Source organism: Pseudonocardia alni (assembly GCF_002813375.1).
Taxonomy (GTDB): domain Bacteria; phylum Actinomycetota; class Actinomycetes; order Mycobacteriales; family Pseudonocardiaceae; genus Pseudonocardia; species Pseudonocardia alni.
This window is the reverse complement of record NZ_PHUJ01000001.1, coordinates 80,204-102,219: the sequence shown is the minus strand read 5'-3', so window position 1 is coordinate 102,219 and position 22,016 is coordinate 80,204. Positions and strand designations below refer to the sequence as shown.

19 protein-coding genes and 2 pseudogenes are annotated in these 22,016 nt (G+C 70.2%); 5 read left to right on the top strand and 16 right to left on the bottom strand.

The features are described from left to right. Positions 1-3: 3 nt before the first annotated feature. The 9 genes from ATL51_RS00500 to ATL51_RS00460 form a co-directional block, all read right to left on the bottom strand. Entirely contained in the window at positions 4-450 is a 447-nt protein-coding gene (locus tag ATL51_RS00500; RefSeq protein ID WP_100877211.1) for a hypothetical protein, read from the bottom strand. A 10-nt stretch (positions 451-460) separates the two neighbouring features. Then, on the bottom strand, positions 461-988 hold the full coding sequence (locus ATL51_RS00495; protein ID WP_100877210.1) for a hypothetical protein: 528 nt from the start codon (positions 986-988) through the stop codon (positions 461-463). After that, complete coding sequence (locus ATL51_RS00490) at positions 985-1,287, bottom strand: hypothetical protein (protein WP_100877209.1); 303 nt, start codon at positions 1,285-1,287, stop codon at positions 985-987. Before ATL51_RS00490 ends, ATL51_RS00495 begins: the two co-directional genes overlap by 4 nt. After that, on the bottom strand, positions 1,284-1,499 hold the full coding sequence (locus ATL51_RS00485) for a hypothetical protein (protein WP_100877208.1): 216 nt from the start codon (positions 1,497-1,499) through the stop codon (positions 1,284-1,286). The genes ATL51_RS00490 and ATL51_RS00485 overlap by 4 nt, the downstream gene beginning before the upstream one ends. A gap of 116 nt (positions 1,500-1,615) precedes the next feature. Beyond that, positions 1,616-2,647: a hypothetical protein gene (locus ATL51_RS00480; protein ID WP_100877207.1), complete on the bottom strand. Its 1,032-nt coding sequence runs from the start codon at positions 2,645-2,647 to the stop codon at positions 1,616-1,618. Then, positions 2,644-2,934 carry a WhiB family transcriptional regulator gene (locus tag ATL51_RS00475; protein WP_100877206.1) on the bottom strand — a complete coding sequence of 97 codons (291 nt, stop codon included), beginning with the start codon at positions 2,932-2,934 and terminating at the stop codon, positions 2,644-2,646. Before ATL51_RS00475 ends, ATL51_RS00480 begins: the two co-directional genes overlap by 4 nt. A 206-nt stretch (positions 2,935-3,140) precedes the next feature. Then, complete coding sequence (locus ATL51_RS00470; RefSeq protein ID WP_100877205.1) at positions 3,141-4,010, bottom strand: helix-turn-helix domain-containing protein; 870 nt, start codon at positions 4,008-4,010, stop codon at positions 3,141-3,143. A 5-nt stretch (positions 4,011-4,015) separates the two neighbouring features. Next, entirely contained in the window at positions 4,016-4,576 is a 561-nt protein-coding gene (locus ATL51_RS00465) for a DUF6879 family protein (RefSeq protein ID WP_100877204.1), read from the bottom strand. Next, on the bottom strand, positions 4,573-4,917 hold the full coding sequence (locus ATL51_RS00460; protein WP_157818143.1) for a hypothetical protein: 345 nt from the start codon (positions 4,915-4,917) through the stop codon (positions 4,573-4,575). The genes ATL51_RS00465 and ATL51_RS00460 overlap by 4 nt, the downstream gene beginning before the upstream one ends. A gap of 1,732 nt (positions 4,918-6,649) precedes the next feature. On the opposite strand from ATL51_RS00460, the gene ATL51_RS00455 reads away from it, so the two are divergent. The 3 genes from ATL51_RS00455 (at position 6,650) to ATL51_RS00445 (ending at position 8,887) form a co-directional block, all read left to right on the top strand. Then, on the top strand, positions 6,650-6,943 hold the full coding sequence (locus ATL51_RS00455) for a hypothetical protein (protein ID WP_100877202.1): 294 nt from the start codon (positions 6,650-6,652) through the stop codon (positions 6,941-6,943). Between the two features lie 349 nt (positions 6,944-7,292). Next, positions 7,293-7,955 carry a ParA family protein gene (locus ATL51_RS00450; protein WP_208622866.1) on the top strand — a complete coding sequence of 221 codons (663 nt, stop codon included), beginning with the start codon at positions 7,293-7,295 and terminating at the stop codon, positions 7,953-7,955. Further along, on the top strand, positions 7,952-8,887 hold the full coding sequence (locus ATL51_RS00445) for a ParB/RepB/Spo0J family partition protein (protein WP_100877201.1): 936 nt from the start codon (positions 7,952-7,954) through the stop codon (positions 8,885-8,887). Before ATL51_RS00450 ends, ATL51_RS00445 begins: the two co-directional genes overlap by 4 nt. 70 nt (positions 8,888-8,957) lie before the next feature. Here the strand turns inward: ATL51_RS00445 and dnaB are convergent, their stop codons facing one another. The 4 genes from dnaB to ATL51_RS00425 all read right to left on the bottom strand — a co-directional run bounded on the left by dnaB (position 8,958) and on the right by ATL51_RS00425 (position 15,684). Next, entirely contained in the window at positions 8,958-10,331 is a 1,374-nt protein-coding gene (gene dnaB / locus ATL51_RS00440; RefSeq protein ID WP_100877200.1) for a replicative DNA helicase, read from the bottom strand. A 5-nt stretch (positions 10,332-10,336) separates the two neighbouring features. Next, positions 10,337-11,083, bottom strand: a complete 747-nt coding sequence (locus tag ATL51_RS27855) for a hypothetical protein (protein WP_157818142.1) — start codon at positions 11,081-11,083, stop codon at positions 10,337-10,339. Positions 11,084-13,057: 1,974 nt separating this feature from the next. Next, on the bottom strand, positions 13,058-14,473 hold the full coding sequence (locus tag ATL51_RS27850) for an ABC transporter permease (protein ID WP_157818141.1): 1,416 nt from the start codon (positions 14,471-14,473) through the stop codon (positions 13,058-13,060). 38 nt (positions 14,474-14,511) lie between these two features. Beyond that, positions 14,512-15,684, bottom strand: a complete 1,173-nt coding sequence (locus ATL51_RS00425) for a nucleoside hydrolase (RefSeq protein ID WP_100877230.1) — start codon at positions 15,682-15,684, stop codon at positions 14,512-14,514. 185 nt (positions 15,685-15,869) lie between these two features. Between ATL51_RS00425 and ATL51_RS27845 the strand changes: the two genes are divergently transcribed. Continuing rightward, on the top strand, positions 15,870-16,799 hold the full coding sequence (locus ATL51_RS27845; RefSeq protein WP_157818140.1) for a hypothetical protein: 930 nt from the start codon (positions 15,870-15,872) through the stop codon (positions 16,797-16,799). Positions 16,800-16,934: 135 nt separating this feature from the next. Here ATL51_RS27845 and ATL51_RS00415 read toward each other — a convergent pair whose 3' ends face one another. Beyond that, complete coding sequence (locus ATL51_RS00415; protein ID WP_100877196.1) at positions 16,935-17,306, bottom strand: hypothetical protein; 372 nt, start codon at positions 17,304-17,306, stop codon at positions 16,935-16,937. 820 nt (positions 17,307-18,126) lie between these two features. On the opposite strand from ATL51_RS00415, the gene ATL51_RS28535 reads away from it, so the two are divergent. Further along, positions 18,127-19,452, top strand: coding sequence for a site-specific integrase (locus ATL51_RS28535; RefSeq protein ID WP_167409929.1), 1,326 nt, complete (start codon positions 18,127-18,129; stop codon positions 19,450-19,452). Between the two features lie 141 nt (positions 19,453-19,593). Here the strand turns inward: ATL51_RS28535 and ATL51_RS29180 are convergent. Both ATL51_RS29180 and ATL51_RS00390 read right to left on the bottom strand, forming a co-directional pair. Further along, positions 19,594-21,404, bottom strand: a pseudogene (locus ATL51_RS29180) (serine hydrolase domain-containing protein). A gap of 137 nt (positions 21,405-21,541) precedes the next feature. After that, positions 21,542-21,802: pseudogene (locus ATL51_RS00390) on the bottom strand (transposase); the annotation flags it as partial. Positions 21,803-22,016 lie beyond the last annotated feature (214 nt).

Below are 22,016 nucleotides of genomic sequence, written 5' to 3'. Positions count from 1 at the left end.
CGATCACCCCACGAACCACTGCTGGGCGATGGATCCGGCGTTGCCCATGCCGGTGGCGACCAGGCGGTAGAGGCCGTAGAGGATCGGCACCCCACTGGCGAGACCGATGGTCGGCGCCGCGAGCGCGAGCCAGGGATGGATGCGGTTGGGCCTGGCCGTCTTCGGGAAGATCCCCTTGATCACGACCTCGAGGGTCATCACGATGGCGATCCCGCCGAGGATGACCGCGCCGCCGAAGCCGAGCAGGCGGGTCGCCAGGGGGGTGGCGTTGGCCGCTACGCCGTAGGCCTGGGCGATGAGCGCGCCGATGAGGCCGCCGAGGCCGGTCCCGGCAATTAGGAAGAGCAGGCTCGTGGTCTTGCGCATGTCGTCGTGGTAGTAGAGCCAGAGGCCGAACAGCAGGGCCAGTGCGGCGATGCTGCCGGTGCCGGCGAAGGCTGCAGCGTTCATGTCGGACTCCTCAGTTGATCCAGCAGAAGGGCGGCCAGTAGGGCCAGGTCAGGAACTCGGGTATGAGCAGGCGGACAACCGGGATCTGGTCGAGCGCGGTCGCGACGTTCAGCAGTAGGAAGGCGACCGTCCAGAGGCGACCCGGGGTCCGGGCGGCCCAGGCGATCAGGGCGCCGATGACCAGGACGGGCGCCTGGATGCACCAGACGTGGACGACCGCGGCGCGGCGCAGCGGGCCGGTCCGGGTGGTCGTCCAGGCGCCCTGACGGGCCAGGGCGAGGCTCTGCTTCAGGCTGGCCGGCTGCTCGTGCACGAAACGCAGCTCGGCCGCCGCGGTGGTGACCGCGTGCAGGGCTCCCTGGCGCCGATTGGGCACGGTTGGCCACCCGGCACGCGGTCGGTCGACCTCGACCTCCGGCTCGCCGTCCGGGTTCGCGGCCGGGGTGGCCGCAGTGACACGCGGGCTGGGCAGGGCCGGGGTCTCCTGTTGGCCCGAGTCGGGCGCCGCGGTGTCGAGGGCGGCGTCGTGCTCGCTCATGCGGTGTCCTTCCTCGGGCTGAGGGGCTCTCGTGCCTGCATGCGCAGAAGGTGGTCGCCCGCTTCGATGAGCTGGCCAATCACGGCGGCGACGAGTTCGGCGGCGGCGTCAGGCCGGGGGTGGCGCCGGCTGGCGGCACCTCGGAAGTAGTCGAAGGCGCACACGGCTCGTTCGATGTCGGTGGTGGTCTTGGCGAATCGGGTGGCGAGCGCGGCGCGGCGGCGGTCCGGGCGGGAGCGACGCAGCGTGGGTGGCAACTCGCCGGCCGCGGCCGCGTTGCTTCTGCGGTGCCCGCTCATCCCAGGCACCGCAGGTCGTAGAGCGGCAGGCCGGTCTCGGCGACGGCGATCTCGGCGAGGTAGGCATGGCGGGCCAGGCCGCCGATCCGGTCGGCGAGCTCGAGCACGTGCGCCCAGATCTGGTGCGGGTCGTCGACGGGGGCGTCGATCGGCTCGCTGGTCCGGTGGCGTTCGGAGCCTGTGACCAGCGTGATTGTGATCCGGTCGGACATGAGGTGCGCTCCTGGAGATCGGAGGGGTCCCCTCCCCGGCGCCTGGGGGTGCGGCGCCGGGGAGAGGACTTGCGGCGGTAGCGCCCCGGGCCGGCGGCCCGGGCGCATGGTTGGCGCTACCGCGGGTCGAGGGTTTGCTGGACGAGCTCGTAGGCGTCGCCGGCGAGCTGGGAGCGGACCTTGCCCACGCCGAACCGCTTGCGGATCGCCTCTCGCGACGGTGCTCCAGAGGCAGAGAGTGGAATCTGCTGGTCGTCGATCGCGCGACGGGTCCGCTCGTAGAGCACGACGGTGTCGGCGGTCTGGTCGGTCAGCCGCGAGGGCTGCAGCTCCTCGTAGAGCTCGGCGAAGATCGGCCGGAACACCGAGTGCAGCAGATGCTGAACGACCACCGCCGCAACGACCAGCAGTGACGGCAGGGTGTGGGCCATAGTCGACCCCGCGTCGAAGCCGTAACGCAGACCCCACGGGACGACCGTCAACACCAGCGAGGCCAGCGCGAGGCCGCCGTCGAGGACGTAGAGGCCTCGGGGGACCTGCCGGCTGTTCTGTACTGCGGTGAAGCCGATCAGGAGGCTGACGACCAGCAGCACCGACGCCATCGGCTCGATCAGGTAACCCACCCACGGCCCGTCCATGCCGACGACACCGTCGTGCACGGTCGCCGACATGAATACCACTCCGAAACCGATGAGGGTTGGAGGTACGCAGGACAGCGCGACGTAGCGGCGATAGGTCGCGGCGAGGCGCCGGTTGGGGTTGAGCAGGCGTTCCTTGCTGGTCCGTGCCCTGCCGACCCAGCGAGCTTCCTGCCTGTCGCGTCGGGTGCCGGCGACCTCGGCGAGCGCGGTCCGGCGCCGCTCGGCCCGCCGGGCACTGCGGATCCGCTCGGTGACCTTGCGGTCAGCTCGCCGCTCTCGCTCGGACAGTGCTTCGTGCAGGGCCGGGTCGTCCTGGAGGGCGACGAGGCCTCGAGCCTGGTGAACCTGGCGAGCCAGCGCCCGGACCTCGTCGGTGTCGGCGACGCTTTCTTCGACCGGGTCGTCCTCACGCGTGGTGCCGGAGGGGATGAGCTCGCTCCCCCACTGCTCGGCCGAGAGAGTGGACGGCGGCGTCGGACGGTGGCCGTTGCTGGTCGGGGCGCTCATCGGATCCCCGCTCGTCGTGCCGCGCGACGCCGCAGCAGCGCGTTCCGCTCGTCCTCGCTGAGTCCACCCACGACGCCGTGGGTGAATGCGCCGGGCCGAGCCAGCGCCTCGGCCCGGCAGGCCTGGAGCACCGGGCAGTGACGGCAGATGGTCTTGGCCTCGGCGATCTGCTGCAGGGCCGGCCCAGCGGTGCCGACGGGGAAGAACAGCTCGATCACGTCGGTATCGGCACACGGCAGACGGCCGGGCACCGCCTGAGAGTCGACGCTTCTGGGTACGGTCTTCATGGGCGCCTGGCTTCCTCGTGATGGGGGATCAGTCCGGTTGTCTGCTCAGATGCCTCGGCGGTCGCACCCGCCGGGGCATCTCTACTTCCAGACTAGTCCGTGACTAGTCGCGAGTCTAGCCCGAGGTTTCCGCGACTAACTCTGCGCGCACAGAAATGGCCCGCGCCCAGCTAATTTGCTGATCGCGGGCCTTAGTCTTCGTGCGACTAGCCTGGAGTGCTCAAGGAGAGGTCGGCGCGGAGGCGGTCGAGCAGGGCGAGTAGAGCGGGTCCGTGCTCTGCGGACCGCTGTTGCTCGGCGAGGAACTGCTCGTAGAGCTTGACGTCGGCTGGATCGGTCACTTCCTGCTCGGCGGTGAGTGTCTCGATCTCGACGGTCGTGGGTGCGTCGTCGTAGCGCAGGAGTACGAAGGAGTGCAGGGGGCGGACCTCGGCACGCTCCTGCGTCTCGCGGGAGAGCACACCGATGCGCACGTTGGGGAGGCTGGCCAGCGCGGCGATGCGGTCGAGCTGAGCGAGCATCACGGAGGCTGGGCCGGGACGCCATCGCAGCGCGGTCTCGGTCATGACCAGGTCGAACTGCTTGGACTCGTCGAACAGGACTGTCTGACGGTTCATCAGCGACAGCACCGAGGCGGGGATCTCCGCGGCGGGGAGCAGGCTGTGGATCTCGCGCAGTCTGCGCGCGTAGTCCGGGGTCTGCAACAGCCCGGGAACGACCTCGGACTGATACACCCCGATCCCGCTGGTCGTTGCGTCACGCCGAGCCCTGGCGTCCTGCTGGCTGGGCCCGTCGGGGCGGTTACTGTTGCGCCACGGCCGTACCCGGGTCCCCGCCTCCTGGGCGAGTGCGCGCAGCTCTGCACGGACGTCCTCGTCGGCGTGGACCGTGTCGAGCCACTGCTCGATGTCGGCAAGTACGAGGGCGGAGTGGCCGTTCTCCATCTTGGAGGTCTTGCTCTGCGACCAGCCGAGCTGCTCACCCAGGGCCGCAGCCGAGAGCCCGGCGGCCTGGCGGAGCTCCTTCAAGCGCGCCGCCAGGCGCTGGTGCTGTGGGTGGATGTCGGCGTGGGTCAAGGGGGTTAGCTCGCAGCGCGCTCAGGGGTCTCGGCACCCGATCGTGGGGCCGGGACCAGCCGGTAGTCGTCGAACGGGACGGACAGCTCGACCGCGCGCCGACGGATGGCGATGTAGGGGGCGGGATCGCTGGCTTGAGAGACGCCGAGGAAGTTCCCTTCGTCATCGAAGTGCTGCAGCACCACGATCCGCTCGTCGAACATCCAGAAGTCCTGCCGAGTCCAGGCGTCGTCGCCCGTGCTGAGCCAGTGTCGGTCCAGAATGCGGACTTCCTCGCCGGCGCGGATGTTCTCCCGGGGGTAGCAGAGCAGCTGGAACCGTGTGTAGTCGGTGACCGGGTGGCCGAGCAGCCGGACCCGGCCGAAGTACTTGCCCCGGCCGACCTGGGCGTGGACGTTGGCCAGCCAGTCGTCGTTGTCGACCGTGCGCGCGGGGAACGGCTTGTCGGCGAGGAAGGCGTCGAAGTCCGGGTCCTCGCCGGGGATTGCGTAGACGTCGCGGCATTCCAGCCGGAACGCGGAGTGCTCGTAGGTGCGGTAGAGCTCGTCCAGGTCTTCGGGGGTCATACGGCCTCCCTCGTCGCTTCGTCGACGGCCGTGAGCACGTCGCTCACCAGGATCTCGTGGGCGCGTTCTCCCTTGGGGCACACCAGCGTCGTCGGGGTGCCGGACACCACGAACCACTCCCCCGCCGCTCGGATGGTCTCGGACCGCGGCGCCGGCACGGCACCGACGGACAGGCCGTGCATCTGCAGTTCGCGCGCGGCGCGTTCGACGATGTCGCGCGGCACCCGCACCGTCCGAGCGGACGCGATGTAGCCCTGCACGATCACCGCCCCCCGCTCGGTCAGCCATGCGGTCGGACAGTTGCCGTTGCGGCACTCCATCGTCCCGGCGAGCAGCTGCATGCTCATGAGTTCGCCTTCCCGTTGAGCCGCGATCCTAGTACCTCGAAGACTAAGTGCGACTAGTCGGGCTGGCAACGGTGTCGGACAGAACGGGTCCGAGCCCGTCGGCGAGCTTAGAAGGCGTGGAAATTTTCTGGCCTCGCACGCGCACGCGTACGTCGCGTTGTCCGGGCCCGCCACCGCAGTAAGAGGTCGCGAGGAAATTTCCCGGCGCCCTGGGGAGCGGCTCGGTGCTCGGTGTGTGTGCAACGGACGCGCCGCCGCCGCGGACCGCCTCGTCGGCGACGTCGACCGCGAGCGCGCCTGGCCGCTTTCCGCCGTGGCACGGTCTGCTCGTTGCTCGGCGGTCTACTCCCGGACCTCGTGCAGCTCCTGAGGCAAACGGACCCACGCCGGCCGGTCTCGGTATGGCCGGATGCCGCGGCTGTGGCGAGTGAGGGATGTCGAGTGCCCACGACGCAGGCGACAGCGCGCGCCCCGGCTCTCAAGTCCTGGGGGGCACTGAGCGCGAGCACAGGTGCTTCCTACGCTCGTTGCCACCGCGCCCCGGCCCCGCCAGGGCGCGGGGGTCAGCCGGGCGAGGGCGTCTCGATCCTGGGGCGGGTCGCGGGACTCACGGGCTCGACGGGCCGCGCCGAGCTCGCCTCTGGGAATCACGGTCCGCAAGGTTCTCCGGGTGTGGGCGCCGGGTCTTCACGACCTCCAGGGCCGGCGCCACCCCCACAGCTCGCCCCGCCACCTTCGCCGAGGGTCGGTGGACGAAGACCACCGCCGTCCCGCTCGAGCCGGGAGTTTCTCTGAGACCTAGCCCGGCGCGCGGAGTGACGCCCACGCGACACACGCGTACGCGCGAGGCCGGCCGTCGGGCAGCCACGTGCTCGGTCACCCCGCCCCCAGGTTGCGACGCTCCCGCATCGATAAGACCGGGGCCACAGGCCCACCACTTCCGAGTCGTTGAGCGCCTCGAGCCGCGCCGGATCGTCAAACGGTGCTCTGGAGCACCGGACGAGGCGATACTCGGCTCCGACCGCCTGGCACGCACTCGAAGTGGCTCGCCACCACGACGCTGACCAGCGCATATCCTGCAGGTCGTCTACTCGGTAGCGCCCGCAGACAGCGCCGAACTCGCATATCGGGCATAGCTCACTCTCAGTGGGGCTGACTGAGCTGTCGTTGCCGACTCCTCCCGCTGCCACCGGAGAATACGTAGTCGCTGGTCAGCCGCACATTGAGTCCGGACCTGATAGTAGAACTTCGCCTCGGCGATCAGGTCCGCGCGGCGACCCCGCAACCGAGGGCGTTCCAGCTGGTCAGAGGTCGTCTGTAGGGACTCGAACGGATCTCTCGCCACCGAGGACGCAACCGCAATGACACGCCGGGCGCGCGGGGCCGGGATAGCTGCGCCCGAACGCGGTGACCACGCCTCGCGGCGATGCGCGACACCACCTCGTCAACCGATGATTCTCGGTCCCTCGCACCAAAGCCGTCCCTTCGGCCCCACGGCCGGGGCCAGCGTCAGAGATGCGCTGGTCCGGCTGGGTCTATCCGGCCGAAGGACGCTGGCGTGACGGCGCCTGCTGCACCGGCGCGGACACTCTCAGCCGGGGCCTCACCCGGCAGCTTGGACACGTAGTAGCCCACCTCCGCGGAGGACACACTCACTGCAAGTGCTCAGTCAGAGCGCCGACATCGGTACAGTTCTCGGTACCGGGCCGAGGTGAGGAGGGCAGGGATGCGCGAGAGTTCGCTGGTCGCCAGGCCAGACGAGCGCGGACATGAGGTCCTGGTCGCCTACCGGCCGGTGCACTTCACGTTGGGCGACACCGCGCGCGCAATGAACGCCGTCGTGGACCCGCACTTGCGGAAGGTCTCCTCCCGCGCTCGTGTTGGGCGCAGCCGAGTCCGGGATGTCCTGCGCCAGATCGCGACCGACGGCTGGCCCGAAGGGTTCGCGGCCGACCCCGATCGGGTCGATTACTGGCGAAAGTGGCTGGTCGCGCAGGGTGTATTCCAGGCCGACGACTGAAGCCGCCGTCGCTGCGTGAGCGATAACCGGGTTATCGGTCCCCGCTCCCCCGCTGCAGCGTCGTTGGGTGGTCGCCGTCTCGCGCGGCCTCGGCGCGCGTTGCTGGCGAGAAGCTTCTTCGGCGCCCTCGAACCCAAGCAGCGCTCCCGGTCCGGTAGCGCCAACATCGATAGGTCGCAGCTCCCAAATCGACGGCGCGCTGACGGCGATAACCCGGTTATCGCGCGGCCCTGACTCGGAACCGCACACGCCGGGGGATGACCGCGGAGCACGGACCCACAGCTGGCATCATCTGCTCTGACTTATCCGAAGTAGCGGCCCAACTCCGGGCCGTGAAGTCCACGGAGAGGTGGCCATCTTGGCCAGAGTTCATGCTGTGTGCTGCCAGAAGGGCGGCGTCGGCAAGACCACGATCACCGTCAACCTCGCTGCTGTCGTCGACCAGGTGCTCGGAGGAGACGATCCATCCGTCCTGGTCGTAGGCACCGACCCGCAGCGATCCATGGACTGGTGGGCAAGCAGGGTCGGCGATGACATCCCATTCGCCTACACCGAGACCGACAGCCCCAGTGATCTGGAGAGGTTGCGAGACGCCGACTTCTCGCACGTGTTCGTGGACACCCCGGGCAGCCTGGAGAATGAGCACATTCTCCGGTCGGTCCTGAAGAGCGCCGACGACGCGATCGTCCCGATCACGACAGAGCCGCTCACCTTCGTACCTGCCGACACGACCATCACCCAGGTCATCGAGCCCCTGGGAGTCCCCTACACCGTGGTCGTGAATCTCTGGGATCCACGCGACGGCCGGGTCGATCTCGACGACACCCTGACCTTCGCCCGCAAGAAGAACTGGCCGCTCGCGAACTCGGTCATTCGTCGTTACAAGATCCACAGTCGGGCGGCAGCAGAGGGTGTCGTCTGCACCCAGTACGCCAAGAGCCGTGTGGCCTTGGAGGCCCAGCAGGACATCCTGCGGCTGGCGCTCGAACTCGGCTACGGGCGCACCCGATGAGCGAGGCGGCCGCGAGCAGCGCGGACTCCGCAGTCGGGTCGTCGACGAAGAAGCGCAAGCGCGGGCGGGTGTCCTTCGGCTCCGACGTCTTCGCCGCGCAGGCCTCGCTCCAGACAACACCGGATCCCGGCGTGTCCCAGCGCCGCATCCCGCTTTCCGACCTGGCCCACAATCCGCGCAACCCTCGCTACGGGTACGACGACGACCCCGCGATTCAGGAGCTCGCCGACAGCCTCCGGGAGCACGGGCAGCTGCAGCCAGCGACGGTGGTCGCTCGGGATGTCTACCTCGCTCACTACCCGGAGGATGCGGATCAGATCGGGAGCGCGGCGTGGGTGGTCCTCATCGGAAACCGCCGGCTCGCGGGGGCCCGCTTGGCGGAGCTGCCTCACCTCGTCGCCTCGATCGAGGACCGACTCGGGGGAGCGGACCCGATGCTGGCAGAAGCCACGCTGGTCGAGAACATCCACCGTCAAGACCTTCCCCCGCTGCTGGAGGCCCGCGAGCTTCAAGGTCTCGTGGAACGACATGGCTCGCAGCGCACGGCGGCGAAGCGGGTGGCGAAGACTCAGGCCTGGGTTTCGCAGCGGCTGTCGCTGCTCAAGCTCACCCCTGACCTGCAGGAGAAACTCCGCATCGGCGAGATATCGGTGAAGGAAGCTCGAACCGTGGCCTCGGCATCGCCGGAAGAACAGGCGGAGAAGCTGGAGGCGTTGCGTGGTCAGTCGACGGAGGGGGAGCGCGCTCGACCTTCCAGCACTGAGTCGCCGGACCAGCCCGCGAACGACTCGCCTTCTCCCGCTCCAGCGGCGGACCAGCCCGATCGGGATGCGGCGGTCGACGTCGACAAGATCGCGCGCCGCCTGCGTCGACAGCTCGACGACGACGGACTGCAGGCTCTGATCGATGCACTGACAGCGCTCCGACACTGAGGTGATAACCCGGTTATCGTCGCGCCGTACGCGGTGGAGCGATAACCGGGTTATCACCATCGGCCGAGCCTCAGCCGTGGGCGAGGTCGGAGAACCTGCTGTAGTGCAGCTGGTGGGCGACGGTGATCGTCGTGGTCGGGCCGTTACGGTGCTTGGCCAGGATCAGGTCGGCCTCACCGGCGCGTGGATCGTCCTGCTCGAACGCGTCGGGGCGGTGCAGCAGCACCACCATGTCCGCGTCCTGCTCGATCGAGCCGGACTCACGCAGGTCGGACAGCATCGGCCGCTTGTCGGTGCGCTGCTCGGGACCACGGTTCAGCTGGCTCATCGCCACCACCGGGACCTCGAGCTCCTTGGCCAGCAGCTTGATCTGCCGGGAGAACTCCGAGACCTCCTGCTGACGGGACTCGACCTTGCGGCCCGAGGTCATCAGCTGCAGGTAGTCCAGGATGATCAGCTTCAGGTCGTAGCGCTGCTTCATCCGGCGCGCCTTGGCCCGGATCTCCATCAGCGTCAGGTTCGGCGAGTCGTCGATGTAGAGCGGCGCCTCGGAGATCTCCGACATCCGCCGCGCCATCCGCGTCCAGTCCTCGTCCGACATCCGGCCGGCGCGCATGTCGGCCAGCCGGATCCGGGCCTCGGCGGACAGCAGGCGCATGACGATCTCGGACTTGCTCATCTCCAGCGAGAAGAACGCGCTGGTCATGCCGTTCTTGATGGAGCAGGAGCGGGCGAAGTCCAGACCCAGGGTCGACTTGCCCAGACCCGGCCGGGCCGCGACGACGACCATCTGGCCCGGGTGCAGACCGTTGGTGACCTGGTCGAGGTCGGCGAAGCCGGTCGGCACACCCGTGGACTGGCCGCCCCGGGAGGCGATCGCGTCGATCTCGTCCATCGTGGGCTGGAGGAGCTCCTCCAGCACCGTGTAGTCCTCGGTGGTGGTGCGCTCGGTGACCTCGTAGACCGCGGCCTGGGCCCGGTCCACCGCGTCGTCGACGTCGCCGCCGTCGGCACCGTGGTAGCCGAGCTGCACGATCCGGGTGCCGGCCTCGACCAGCCGCCGCAGGACCGCCTTCTCGCCGACGATCTCGGCGTAGTACGCCGCGTTCGCCGCGGTGGGCACGGTCGCGATGAGGGTGTGCAGGTAGGGCGCGCCGCCGAGGCGGACGAGCTCACCGCGCCGCTGCAGCTCCGCCGAGACCGTCACCGCGTCCGCGGGCTCGCCACGGCTGTAGAGGTCCAGGATCGTCTCGTAGACGGTCTGGTGGGCGGGCCGGTAGAAGTCCTCCGGCTGCAGGACCTCCACGACGTCGGCGATCGCGTCCTTGCTCAACAGCATGCCGCCGAGCACCGACTGCTCGGCCGTGAGGTCCTGCGGGGGCTGACGGTCGAACGTGTCAGGTGGTGCGCCGGTGTCGCCACTCTTGTCATAACGCGCGGACATGGCAGTCATCGGAGCCTCCGGTGAGCGCGTGGGAGAGGCCGGGAGGTGCGTTCGGCCCGTGCCCGGGCGAGCGCGCGCTCGTGAGCGGTTCGCCCTTCATCGAGGGCGTCGCTCTCGTGGTTGCGCGGTGAGCTGGTGTCCGGCGAGGCGCTTGAGGCGGGCCCGCCCCCGTGACCATCCGCCGGATCGAGCAGCGGGGGAGTGGCTGTGCGGCGGCTGCGCCCTTCGTCGAGTGCGCGGCTGATCCGGCGGTAGTAGCGCTTGCTGCTTTCGACTGTGGCGACCTCGGCGGCGGGGCGGACAGCGTTGCGGCGGGCGGTGAACTCGGCGGCCCACTGACGGACAATCGCAGAACGGGCGGCGCGGTGGTCGTCGCTGCTGATCTGCAGGTCGGTGGGGGACAGGTCGGTGGCGCCGTAGGGCAGTCGTTGGGCGGCGGCGTGGCCGCGGACGAGGGCGGCCGAGCGGCGCTGGCGGGAGTCGACTGTGGGTGAGACGAGCGGGCCGTGTCCGTCGCGCCACCAGCTCAGGCGATGGCGTAGCCAGCCGTCGGGCCTGCGCAACTGGCTGGCTGGGCAGCGGTGGGCAGGGATGGCGCGGCCGTCCTGGCGGGGCCGGTACTCGAGGGCGTAGCGCAGGTCGTTGTTAGTCCAGCCGGCTTCCCACCAGCCCCGCACGATGGCGCGAATCCAGCGAGGTGTGAGTCGCCGTAGTGCGGGGTCAGATCGCAGCTCGGTGGCGGCAGCCAGCATCTCCGCTCTGGTCACTGGCACCCGGTTCCCGAAGTAGCCGCCCTGCTGTTCGTCTTGGCCCGGCCCGGTAGGGCCGTAATAACCCGGGAAAGGGGGCTTGACCTGGGGATTGTGGATGCGCGTGCTCGCGCGCGTAGGAACCACAGATTTCGTCTTAGAAGGATTATTAGGTGAGTGGGTTGGGGTCCAAGTTGTGTCCTGTCTGCTCTCTGCAGCAGCCACGAATGGCCCGGGTGCTACGGCCGGAGGCAGCGTCGGGATGGCCCTGTCTGTGGCCTCCACAGCTGGAACACGCAGCTGGTAGACCGCTGCCCGATTCCCGCTCAGATGTTGCAGGGCCATGGGTCGATACTGCGGAGTGGACCCTCCCTCGACGCGTAGCAGCCAGCCCTGGCGCTGCAGCTCGGCGAGCCAGGCAGCAGTCGAGCTTCGACGCCAGCCGCTGGACCGCTGGAGACGGTCCCAGGTCGGCCAGCTGGTGTGGGTGTCCCAGTCGGCTCGCCGAGCTAGCTCGGCGAGCAGGCCACGGAGCCGGCTGGCAGCGTCACGTCGGACCTGCTGATACCAAGAGGAGGACAGCAGCCCTCGATACCAATCCAGCGCCGTACGGGGGATCAGGGACTCAGCTAAACCCAGGGACCCGGGCTCCTGTAGCTCACCGGAGGAGCCGGATCCGTTGAACTCTGCGGGGGACGCCTCGCCACCGCTGGCGAACCAGCACCTGCCGCAGACCACCGAGCGCAGCGGAGTATCCCGCTCAGTCCCGGAGCGCCGTCGGCAACTTATGCACAGCTGGGGGGCTGGAATGGCGACGCCATCCCAGCCCGTCGAGGTGACCGAGGAGACCACCTGGTCGAACAACGCGCGTTGCTCGACGAGGAGAGGTGTTGGGGAGGAGTTGTGCGAGGTAGGACCGGTAAACGAGTACCCGGCAACGACAGGTCGGCGTCGCAGAGACGCCACTGAGGTGCCGCTGGCAGTCGGGCACGACGAAGTCGTCCCGTGTCTGTCATGGTCGCCGCCCGGTCCAGGGTGTATCCTGGACACGCGAAAGCGCCCCTTCTTCGCAGGTGGGGGATTGGCCCCGGTTCGCCAGGGCTACGGCGTCAGGCGGGTGCATGACCGACTGGCGCGAGAGCGATAGCGAGGCGGCCCCCTGGCCGGGGGGCCGCCTCGATCTCGTTACGAGGCCTTGTCTAGAGGCAGCTCCAACTCGTTCTGCGTCGCTCGCTCGCGCGGGGACAAGCAGTAGTCGGGGATCGCGAACCCGAGAGCTTCGCCGAACACCTTCGTGACAGCGTCGCCTACGGCGATCCCGTCACGACGAGCGATGGCCTCGGCGGCCTCGCGCATCGGACGGGGGAGACGGACGTGAGTCGCGACTCGGTCTCCTCGATGCGGTTGCGGCATGGGGACTTTCTACCCGATCAGAGCAGTCAGAGGGAACGCGACGCGCCGAATCCGATTCCGGTTTGCTGTCGATGACCGCCGGTCTGGCGGACTGGGTTTGGAAGGGGTCGTCGATGTTCCGAAGTTCAGCGGACGTCGCCTTGTCGGCGAACCCAGTGGGCTAGCAACGGGCCGGGTACGTCGGCGTGCACGACGGGGACGCCCTCGAGTTCATGCAGGTCCGGTAGCAGGTCCGTAGGCAGGATCCACGTGACGTCGTCGGCGAGGTTGTGGCGGCGGAGGCGCGAGAGGACTGGGCGGCCCGCGCATAACGAGCGGGCCGCGACCTGGGGGTCGGTTTCCGTGCTCATGACATCAGTGTGAGCGGTCGGGACATGATGGTTGCGGCGGCGCGCGGGCAAATCTGCCCCCCGGTGCGGGTGGGGTCGGCGATCACGCAGCTTGGGTCGCACTGAGCGTTGGTGCAGGTCACTGCGTGGTACCGGCGCTGCATCCAGCTCATTGGCGCAGCGTGACACGGTGCACCGACACTTTCGCTTTGGCTGGTCGAGCGCTCGTTGCGGTTCAGTAGCCGCTGTCGTAGCCGGAGGGCCGGTCTTGATCAGGTCGGTTCTGCAAGGGGTCGACCTGTGTGCCGGTGTCTCGCCGCGGGGGCCGAGTGGCAGGTGCCGCTGGTGTGCGCGTCTGCTCCTGCGTATCGGCGGCGACGCCGCGGCGGGCAGCGTCGACGGCGCTCCTGAGGTGCTGCATCGCTGTCTGGAAGCTGGGCGGCTCATGAGGTGCCGGCCCATCGTGGTGGGCGCTGCCGGCGTCGACGTGGTCGGGGAGGGAGTGGTCCGGGGTTGTGGGGAGCAGTGCGATCCAGTGCTGCGCGGGTTCGGCGGGGTCCAGGCCGGCGACAACGAGCTGGTCATAGACCTGGGAGAGCAGGGCACGGTCGCGGCGCCGGACGAACGCATCGAGCACCTCGCTGAGGCCCGGGTCGCGCTGGGGAGCCTTCGTGATCCAGGCGCGGATGTCGTCGGCGAACGCGGCGATGGCGTGCGTGCGTTCTGGCTGGGTCTGCTGGGCCGGTGCTCCTGTCCAGCGGGGCCGGGCTTGCACGGCGGCGTCGTGCACGGCGAGTAGTGCCGCTACCTTGACCGCTTCTCGTACGCGGGCGTCGCGGTAGGGCGGGGTGATGAGCGCGGGGTTGTATCCCCGCAGCGGCGCCGGCTGGCGGCGTTGCGGTCCCTGGACCGGGCCGGTGGTGTCGATGGCGGCGGGGCTGGTGTCGGGGCCGTGCAGGGTGTGCTCGATCGCGGCAACGGCTTCTGCCGCGCCGAGGGTCAGCTCCGGTTCGGCGGGGAGCTCGGCCAGGGGGTAGCCACGCCAGCGTGTGTCGGCGGGCAGGTGCAGCGCATAGCCGGTCTTGTTGCCGGGGTGCGGGTCGTCGGGGTGGGTGCCATGGATGGCGTAGCGGCCGTGGACCTCCACGTCGGGGTAGGCGGCGGTGTAGAGCTCCTGGATGGTGCCCTTGAACGAGTTGTCGACGAAGGTGAGCACCCCGCCCGCGGTGGGGACGCCTGCGTCGTCGAGGTAGTCAGACAGGGCCTGGAACGCACCTACGGTGGTGGCGGGATCGATCCGGTCCCGGACCCGGAAGGCCTCCACAGCGTGGAAGCGGGCGCCGGTCCGGTCTTCGAGGTCGGTCAGGGCGGCGTCGACCACGGCGCGGGACAGCACGATCTCGACCGTGTGGGTTTCGGCGAAGTCGGGGTCCAGGCCCCGCACGGCGGTGGCGTAGGGATGCCCGTCGCGGCCGAGGAACACGATCCGAGCGCCGCGCTCGTCGACGTCGCGGTGCAGGTCACGCAGCATCTCGGCAGAGACCGCGGTGACGAACTGGGCGTGGTGGGTATGGAACACCCGGTAGGCGCGGGCGATCGCGTCGCGCTCCGCCTCGGTGTGCAGCCCGTAGGCGTGTGCGATCGCCGCCACGCTGTCCGGGCCGCCGGGTGTGCCGGGGCGTGGGGTGCTCAGGCCGGCCGCCGCACCCCGGCCCCGGACACCACACCAGCACCGGCCCGGGCCCCGGCGCCGCTCAGGTCGACGGTGCCCGCCGCGGCCGGGGTGGCCGGGTCGAGGGCGTGTTCGAGCCAAGCCATGAACGCCGGGTAGTCCGCGCTGCGGCTGACCCGCAGCCCCGTACCCGCCGCCCCACCCGCGTCGCTGGCGTCGGGGATGCTCCAGCGGCCGATGTCGTCCATCGCGATGCGCGCGGTCGCGCTGCGCACGAACGGCAGCCCGAGCGCGGCGGACAGGGTCAGCGCGTCGTGCTGCAGCGTCGAGTCGTGGTGGTCGCGGTACCAGCGCTGCAGGTGCCCCTCCAACAACACCGCCCACGACTCGGCACGGCCGGCAAGACGGCGGTGCAGCGGGTGGGTGGCGTGCACGGCGATCTGGTCGGTGAAGGTGGTGTCGGACAGGACGAACCGCGGCTTGGCCAGGCGCCCGTCGGCGACCGCGGCCAGCACCCGGCGGGCGGCGTCGACGTCGAGACGAATGTTGTGCTCGGCCCGTTCGGGGCGACGGTAGTGGATCGCCCCGCCCATCTGGGTCACCTGCAACCGGCCGGCGATCTCGGGGAGGTGATCACACACCTCGGCCAGGTTCGACAGCGGCGCCATCCCGACCCACCGGATCGGGCCATCGCACCGGCCGGCGAGCTCGGCGACCGCAGCCAGCACAGCATCCCGGCCGCCCGGCGCCGGGGCGACGGTGGCCGGAATGAGGTCCTCGACGCAGAAGTAGTCGGTGTGTCCGGTCGTCGCGCCGGCAGCGACCGCGATGTCGCCGCGGCCGACGACATCAAGCAGGTACCGGGCGAACCGGGCCCGCTGCCCGTATCCCCGCCCAGCAGGGTGGGGGGCGCGGTGGTCGGGGCCGGTCTCGTCGGCGGTGATCACCAGCGCGAGTTCGCGACTGTGGCGGGCGGCCGCGACCAGGGCGAGGGCGTCATCGGCGTCGCCACCGATGTCGGTGTCGATGACCATCGGCGCGCCCACCGCGGGAGCGCGGAGCTCGGCGGTCTGCAGCTGGGTCGCGGTGTCGGCGAGCGTGGTCTGGGGCAGCCGACGCCCCAGCGCGATCATGGCCTCGCGGTGCTCACGCACCTGCTCGGCCGACAGGTCGTCCTCCGGGCCGTTCATCGGTGCCACCTCCCCCGATCTAGGTCCAGTCTAGCGGCTCAGTACTGCCGAAACCGGCTCACAACGCGGCTGTCTGTCGGCATGGTTGTCAGGGGTCGGTGGACACTGAGACCTACGTCGATCAGCTGAGATCCCTTGGCTGATCGGCGCGGATCTTTGCCCGGCCCGGCGATGAGGAGGTTGTCGTGCGAGCACCGATCATGACCACGCAGCGAACGACGCCAGGGAGCCCGGAACGCCTGCCGACGCCGGGCGAGCAGGAACCCGGCTACCTGGGAGCTCGTAGCCGGCTGCCGGCGCGGAGCCCACACCGGTGGAGGCTGCGCGATGAGGCCGTGCTCAGTTACGGGCTGCTCGGCTGGGAATCGGTGCTTCACGCTCGGATCTATGTCCCGGAGGTTGCAGATGGGACCGGCATGGCGGGTGGCACCGAGCCGGGAACTGAGCCGGTGGCCTTGCTTGCGCAGTTCGGGGATCACCGCGGGATGTCGATCTCCAATTCGATCGCCGAGGCTGCTGCTGCGGCGCAAGCGCGCTTCTTCCCTGACGGGGCGATGATCCGGTTTGCGCTGTTGGTTCCTTACCGCTCTCCGTGGGTGACACCTACCTGGGGTTTGCCCATGTTCGCTCGCGAGGTGGGCTTCGACAGCCGGCTTCGTCGTTCTCAGTGGTGGCAGCATCGCCAGGAACGGCGTGTGCGCCGGGATCGGCAGCGGACGCGTCCGGCAGTGACTGAGGTCAGCCCGGAGGGCGTCACTCGTCACGAGCTTCCTGGAGCCGCTCCTTCTACGAACCCGTGGGAGTTCCACGGGGCGCGCCATCGCCCGGATCTCGGCCTGGAACTTCCTCGCGATGAGCGGAGTGCCTTGTCGGATGACGACCGCGTCGCTGTCGGACCGTCTCGCTGGGTACGCCCAGCCACGGTGCGGATCCCGGCGTTGCTCGGCGAGACTCGTGTCGCGACGTGGCCTGAGGAGCTCTACACCGCCGAGCTGATCGGCGGCCCCGAGGCGGGCGCCCTCGCTGAGTCACGTCATGCCGCGATCAAGGCGAAGTATGAGGCCATCAACGCGCTGACCGATCCCCGCCCGGATCGCTATTGGGAACTCGAGTAGCTCGCGTGCGTCAGACGTGATGAGACCCCCGCTGCGGGGGTGCTGCAGCGGGGGTCTCGGTTGCGCGCCGTGTCGTTGTGCGTCGTGTCGTTGTGCGTGGCTACCCCGATTTTCGGCGCGCAAGGGGGACGGGGGTCAGCCCCTCGGTGTCAGATCCTCGCCGCCGAGTCCGACCAGCGTGGCCGGCAGCGGTGGGCGGCCTGCGGGGTCAGCTGCGACAGGGTCGGATGGGTTCCGGCCGTACATCGAGGTCCAGGGGGTCCGGTACTGCACCGCGTGTTCGCCGTGGCCGTCGGTGGGGTGCCAGGTCGACACCGAGACCACCAGCGCCCCGCAGCTGCTGCAGGCACCGATCGCGGCCGACATGCGTTCGCCCGGGCGTAGCGGCTCGGCGAGGTGGCTCCACTCGATCGGCTCGAGGTCAGCCGGGTCTGCTCCGCTCGGCGCGATCGGGCCGGAGCCGATCAGGCCGTGGACCTGCGCGCCGGGGTGAGTGCAAGTGCTCATCGGGGTGCTCCTCGTCGTGGTGTCTTTCCCCGAGCCAGGGAGGTCGTTCCCCGGCGTTCCTGGGCGGTCTGGCGGGCAGGCCGCCCGTGGCCGGCTCCCCGGCCCGCGTTGTCGGGATGGGTCCTGCCTTGGTTGTGCTGATGTCCGCACGGTTCTACTTGGCTTCGGGTCGTCGGTGCAGCTCAGGTGCGGCGCCACCACCAGGGGAGTGACGGGTCGGCGGTGGGATTGTTCAGGGTCTTGTCCAGGAACCGGGCGTCGAGCTGGGCGATCTGGCGGCGGAGCGATGCGCGACGATGCCGAGGTAGGGCGTGCAGGGCCTGCTCGAGGACGTCTCGGCTGAACGGGCCGATGAACTGGACCCAGTCGTTGTTCTCTCGCTGGAGCGTGGAACGTGGCTTGAGGGTGACGCGACGCCACGAGAGAAGATCGGTGCGGACGCTGCCCGAGGTGAGCCGTGGTCGGTCGAGTCGGTCGAGCGCCCGGCTGGTCGAGAGCGAGACACCGCGTATCACAGTCGGGCGCGGCTGTCGCTGGTTTCTCGCCCGTACCTGGGCTGGGCGCCTACGCGGCATGGACCTTACGGATCGGAGCCATGCCTCCAGCCTCCAGCCTCCCAGGATCCGGCAGTCGGGAGGAAGGTCAGGGGAGTCTGCCCTGTTCAGGGCCGTCTCCCGCGGGCGGATCTGCCTCGTTTCGGTCGTCGTGGGCGGCGCACCTGGTCACTTCCACCTGTGCGGCTGAGACACGCGATAATCTTCCGTTATCTGACCTATCCCGCGACCGCGGGCGCAGGTCCATGTCCAGGGAAGGGGCCCGGATGAGCGTGGAGAAGGCCACCGACGCCCACCCGGGCACCGACATGGGCCCCGTTGCGGGCGCCGCGGACGAGCCCGGGACCCAGCTCGACACCGATCTGGACGCCGCGCTCGGCACCGCGGTGCTGCCCGACGGCGTCGCGGCCGCGGCTGCCCGTGCCGCGTCGCTGGCCGCGCTGGCCGCCCGCGCCGACGCCCACGCCACCGCCGCGCGGGCACCGCGCACCCGCGCCGCCTACGCGGGGGACTGGGCACACTTCCGCCGCTGGTGTGCCGCAGCGGGGCTACCGGCGTTGCCGGCGGCGGTGGACACCGTGCGGCTCTACCTGGCCGACCTCGAGGCCACCCGCACCGCGGACGGAGAGGCGGTGTTCTCCCCGGCCACGATGGGCCGGCGCCTGGCCGCGATCGCCGCCGCCCACCACGATGCCGGCCACCCGTCCCCGACCCGCGACCCGACCGTCGGTGCGGTGCTCACCGGTATCAAGCGGTCCCGCGCCCACTCCACCCATCAGATGCGTCCGCTCCTGCTGGACGACCTGCGCACCGTGCTCGCGGACACGGGGTTCGGGACGTGGCCGGCCGGGTTGATCGGTGTCCGCGATGCCGCCGCGCTGCTGATCGGGTTCACCGGTGCGCTGCGGCGCAGCGAGCTCGCCGCCCTCACCGTCGCCGACGTGGCCTTCCACCCGGTCGACGGGCTGCACGTGCACATCGCCCGGTCCAAGACCGACCAGACCGGGCGTGGCGCTACCGTGGTGTTGCCCTACGGCGCCCGGGCGGGCACCTGCCCGCCGTGCGCGGTGCTGCGCTGGGTGGGGTTGCTCGCCGCCGCCCCGCACGGTCGCCCAGCTTTGATGCGCGCCGTCCTGGCCACCCCGCCCTGGCCCGAGCTGGGCCACCTGTTCCCGCACCCCGGCCCCACCGACGACAGCGCTGGTGACGCACGCGCCTCCACGCCCGTCGACGCCGGCGCCGCGGGAACTCACGGGCCGGCGGCCCGGTCGTTCCGGGCCCCGGCACCCACGCTGGCCGGGCACACACCGCTGCTGCGGGCGATCCGCCGCGGCGGCACCCTCGCCGACACCCCGATGACCGGCGATGCCCTGCATGCCATGGTCCGTCGTCGCGCCGAGGCCGCGGGCCTGCCGGGCCCGATGGGCTTCCACTCACTGCGCGCCGGGTTCGTCACCACCGCCCGGCGCAACGGCGCCGACCACCGCTCGGTGCGCCGCCAGACCCGCCACACCAGCGACGCCATGATCGAGACCTACGACCGCGACCACGCCCCGCTCGTGGGCAATGCCGTGACCCGACTGGGCTTGTGAGCACTCAGCCCAGTGGCGAGCTGCTCCACAGGCCCCGCCCAGGACCGGGGCCGGAGTCCGCCGTGGGGCGCTCGGAACTCGCGGTCGGGGGTGCGCGCGGTGGGTGGGTACGCGGTCGTCGTGGACCCACGCCGGTCCGGGTCAGTCGGCGTCGCGGATGAACAGTACGGCGTCGAGTTCGTCGAGCAGATCGTGCCTGGATGATCCTGATCCTGGCGTTCGCCATGTCTCCGATCGGCCTCGTGATCGCGCTCGTGGTCGGCCTGGTCGCCGCCGCGCCGATCTACGCCTGGAACAACTTCGAGGGTTCCGGAACACCGTCACCGCGGTCTCGGACGCCATCGTTTCCGCAGGTGGTGCCGCGCTCGACTGGGTCATGAGCCTGCCGGACATGATCAGCTCCGCTCTGCCCGCGGCGGGCTCGTGGTTCGCCGGGCTGGGCCAGACCGCCCTGGACGCCGTGACAGCCGTGGGCACCTGGCTGGCCGGCCTCCCGAGCATGGTCCTGGGCTGGCTGGCGTCGCTGGGCTCCATGATCGCCACCGGAACGGGTTGAAGGCGAAGACCCAGGCCGTCCTGGACTACATCGAAGAACTGGGCCGCCGGGTCGCGGACGGCTTCGAAGCTGCCGTGGGGATCACGTCGCCGTCGATGGCGTTCCGCGGCTTCGGTGTCAACCTGGGGCAGGGCCTCATCGTCGGTCTGGACCGCGTCGGGCACGAACAGCACGCCGGCAATCCACGGCAGACCCAGCATCACGGCGAGGGCGGCGGTAGAGGGGAGCAGGCGCAGCACCACGGTCCACCGTCGGGACGACGCTCGCCGCTCGGACCATCGGCGTGCTCGGGCGACGCCGAGCGCGCCCAGTATCGCTGCGAGCAAGGAGGCTCCGGCCAGGACTCCGTCGACGATCTGCCGCACGGGCGGCGGCGGGCCGACGGGCGCGCCGGCAGCCGTGGCGTAAAGCCGTCGGGCCATCTCGTAGGTGTCGTCCGACATCGACGCGGTCTCAGTTGCCACCGCGACCCCGATGCCGGTGCGGGGATCGATGATCTGCGCCGAGCTGCGGGTCAGCATGCTGCCGGTGTGCCCGAGCACCGAATGATCGGCGGTGGCATCGTCGACGATCCAGCCCATGGCGTAGGTCCGTCGAGGGTCGCCGGGGACATGAGTCGAGTCGAGGTCGGGCGCGGACAGCAGCGGAGCACCGTCACCGTTCTGAAAAGCAAGCCAGCGGCCCATGTCGCGAGCGGTGGACACGACCCCCGCGGCGCCTCCCGAGGACAGCAGCGAGGCAGGCCAAGTGCGGGGGCCCACACCCCCAGCACCGACACCGCCCCGGGCTGGGCGTCGGTACGCACCCCCACGTGCGTGTCGACCATGCCCAGCGGCGCGAAGACTTCCCGCCGCAGAATCTCGGGGAACGGCGCACCGCCGGCCACTTCCAGCAAGCGCGCGATGACCTCGTAGTTGGCGTTGGTGTAGGCGAACCGAGCACCCGGACCGGTCGCCAGCGTCGCGCTGTGCAGGCGCGCGACCGCACCGGCCGGGTCCCACGCATTGTCGATGGCCTCGGCGTGAGCGGTCGCATCGGTGAGGCCGGAGGTCTGAGTGAGCAGGTGGCGCGGCGTGATGAGCGCACCGCGCGGGTCTGCTGTGCGGAACTCCGACAGCTGGGCGGTCACCGGGCGGTCGAGGGCGATCTGGCCCCGGGCGGCGAGGCGCACGGCGGCGACAGCAGTGAACGATTTGCTCAGTGACGCGAGGCTGAGCGGGGTCGTGGCGGTCATGGGTGCGCCGGCGTGATCGACGCCGCGGCCGCCGGCATAGAGCAGGGAGGTACCGCGGGTCACCGTGACGGCGAATCCTGGCAGACCGCTGTGTGCGGCCTCCTCATCGACCTGAGCCGCGATATCGGCCACGGGCGGGGAGGCTGCCGCAGCAGACGGCATGGTCAGTAGGAGCAGCAGGACCGGGAGAACCAGCAGGAGCGGTCGGTGGGGCACGGCAGCGAAGGTCGCAGTTCCTACCCGAGCGCCGGATCGGTCGACCGGCTGGAGGAGTGGCTAGCCTGACGCGGACCCGGACGCAGGCCGTCCCACACCCCGGCGGCCTGCAACGCCCGCAACCGACGCCAGGCGGTGTGCCCGGACCCGGCCCCGAGTTGCTCGGGCAGATCGCGCCAGCGGCAGCCAGTGTTGAGCACGAACAGGATGCCCTCCAGCGCAGCCCGATCGTCGATCGGTGGCCGCCCACCCGGGCCTCGCCCCGGCGGGCGCGGCGGGATCAACGGCTTGAGCAGCTCCCACAACCGATCATCGACCAACCGCTGCTGCCTCGACTTCGCCATGGCCATCGATCAGGCTTGGCTCGGCCACCCTCGCTCCGAAACAACACACCACGAGTTCTGAGACCAAGGTCTTGGAGACTCGCAGCTCGAGAACGATCGATTGCCGACATGTGACGGCTCAGCCCGGTAGCCGGGTCGGCGTCTCGCTGACCGCGGTCGGCGCGCGAAATGTTGACGGCGTGGCAGGCGGCAGCTCTACTGCGGCACGTGACGG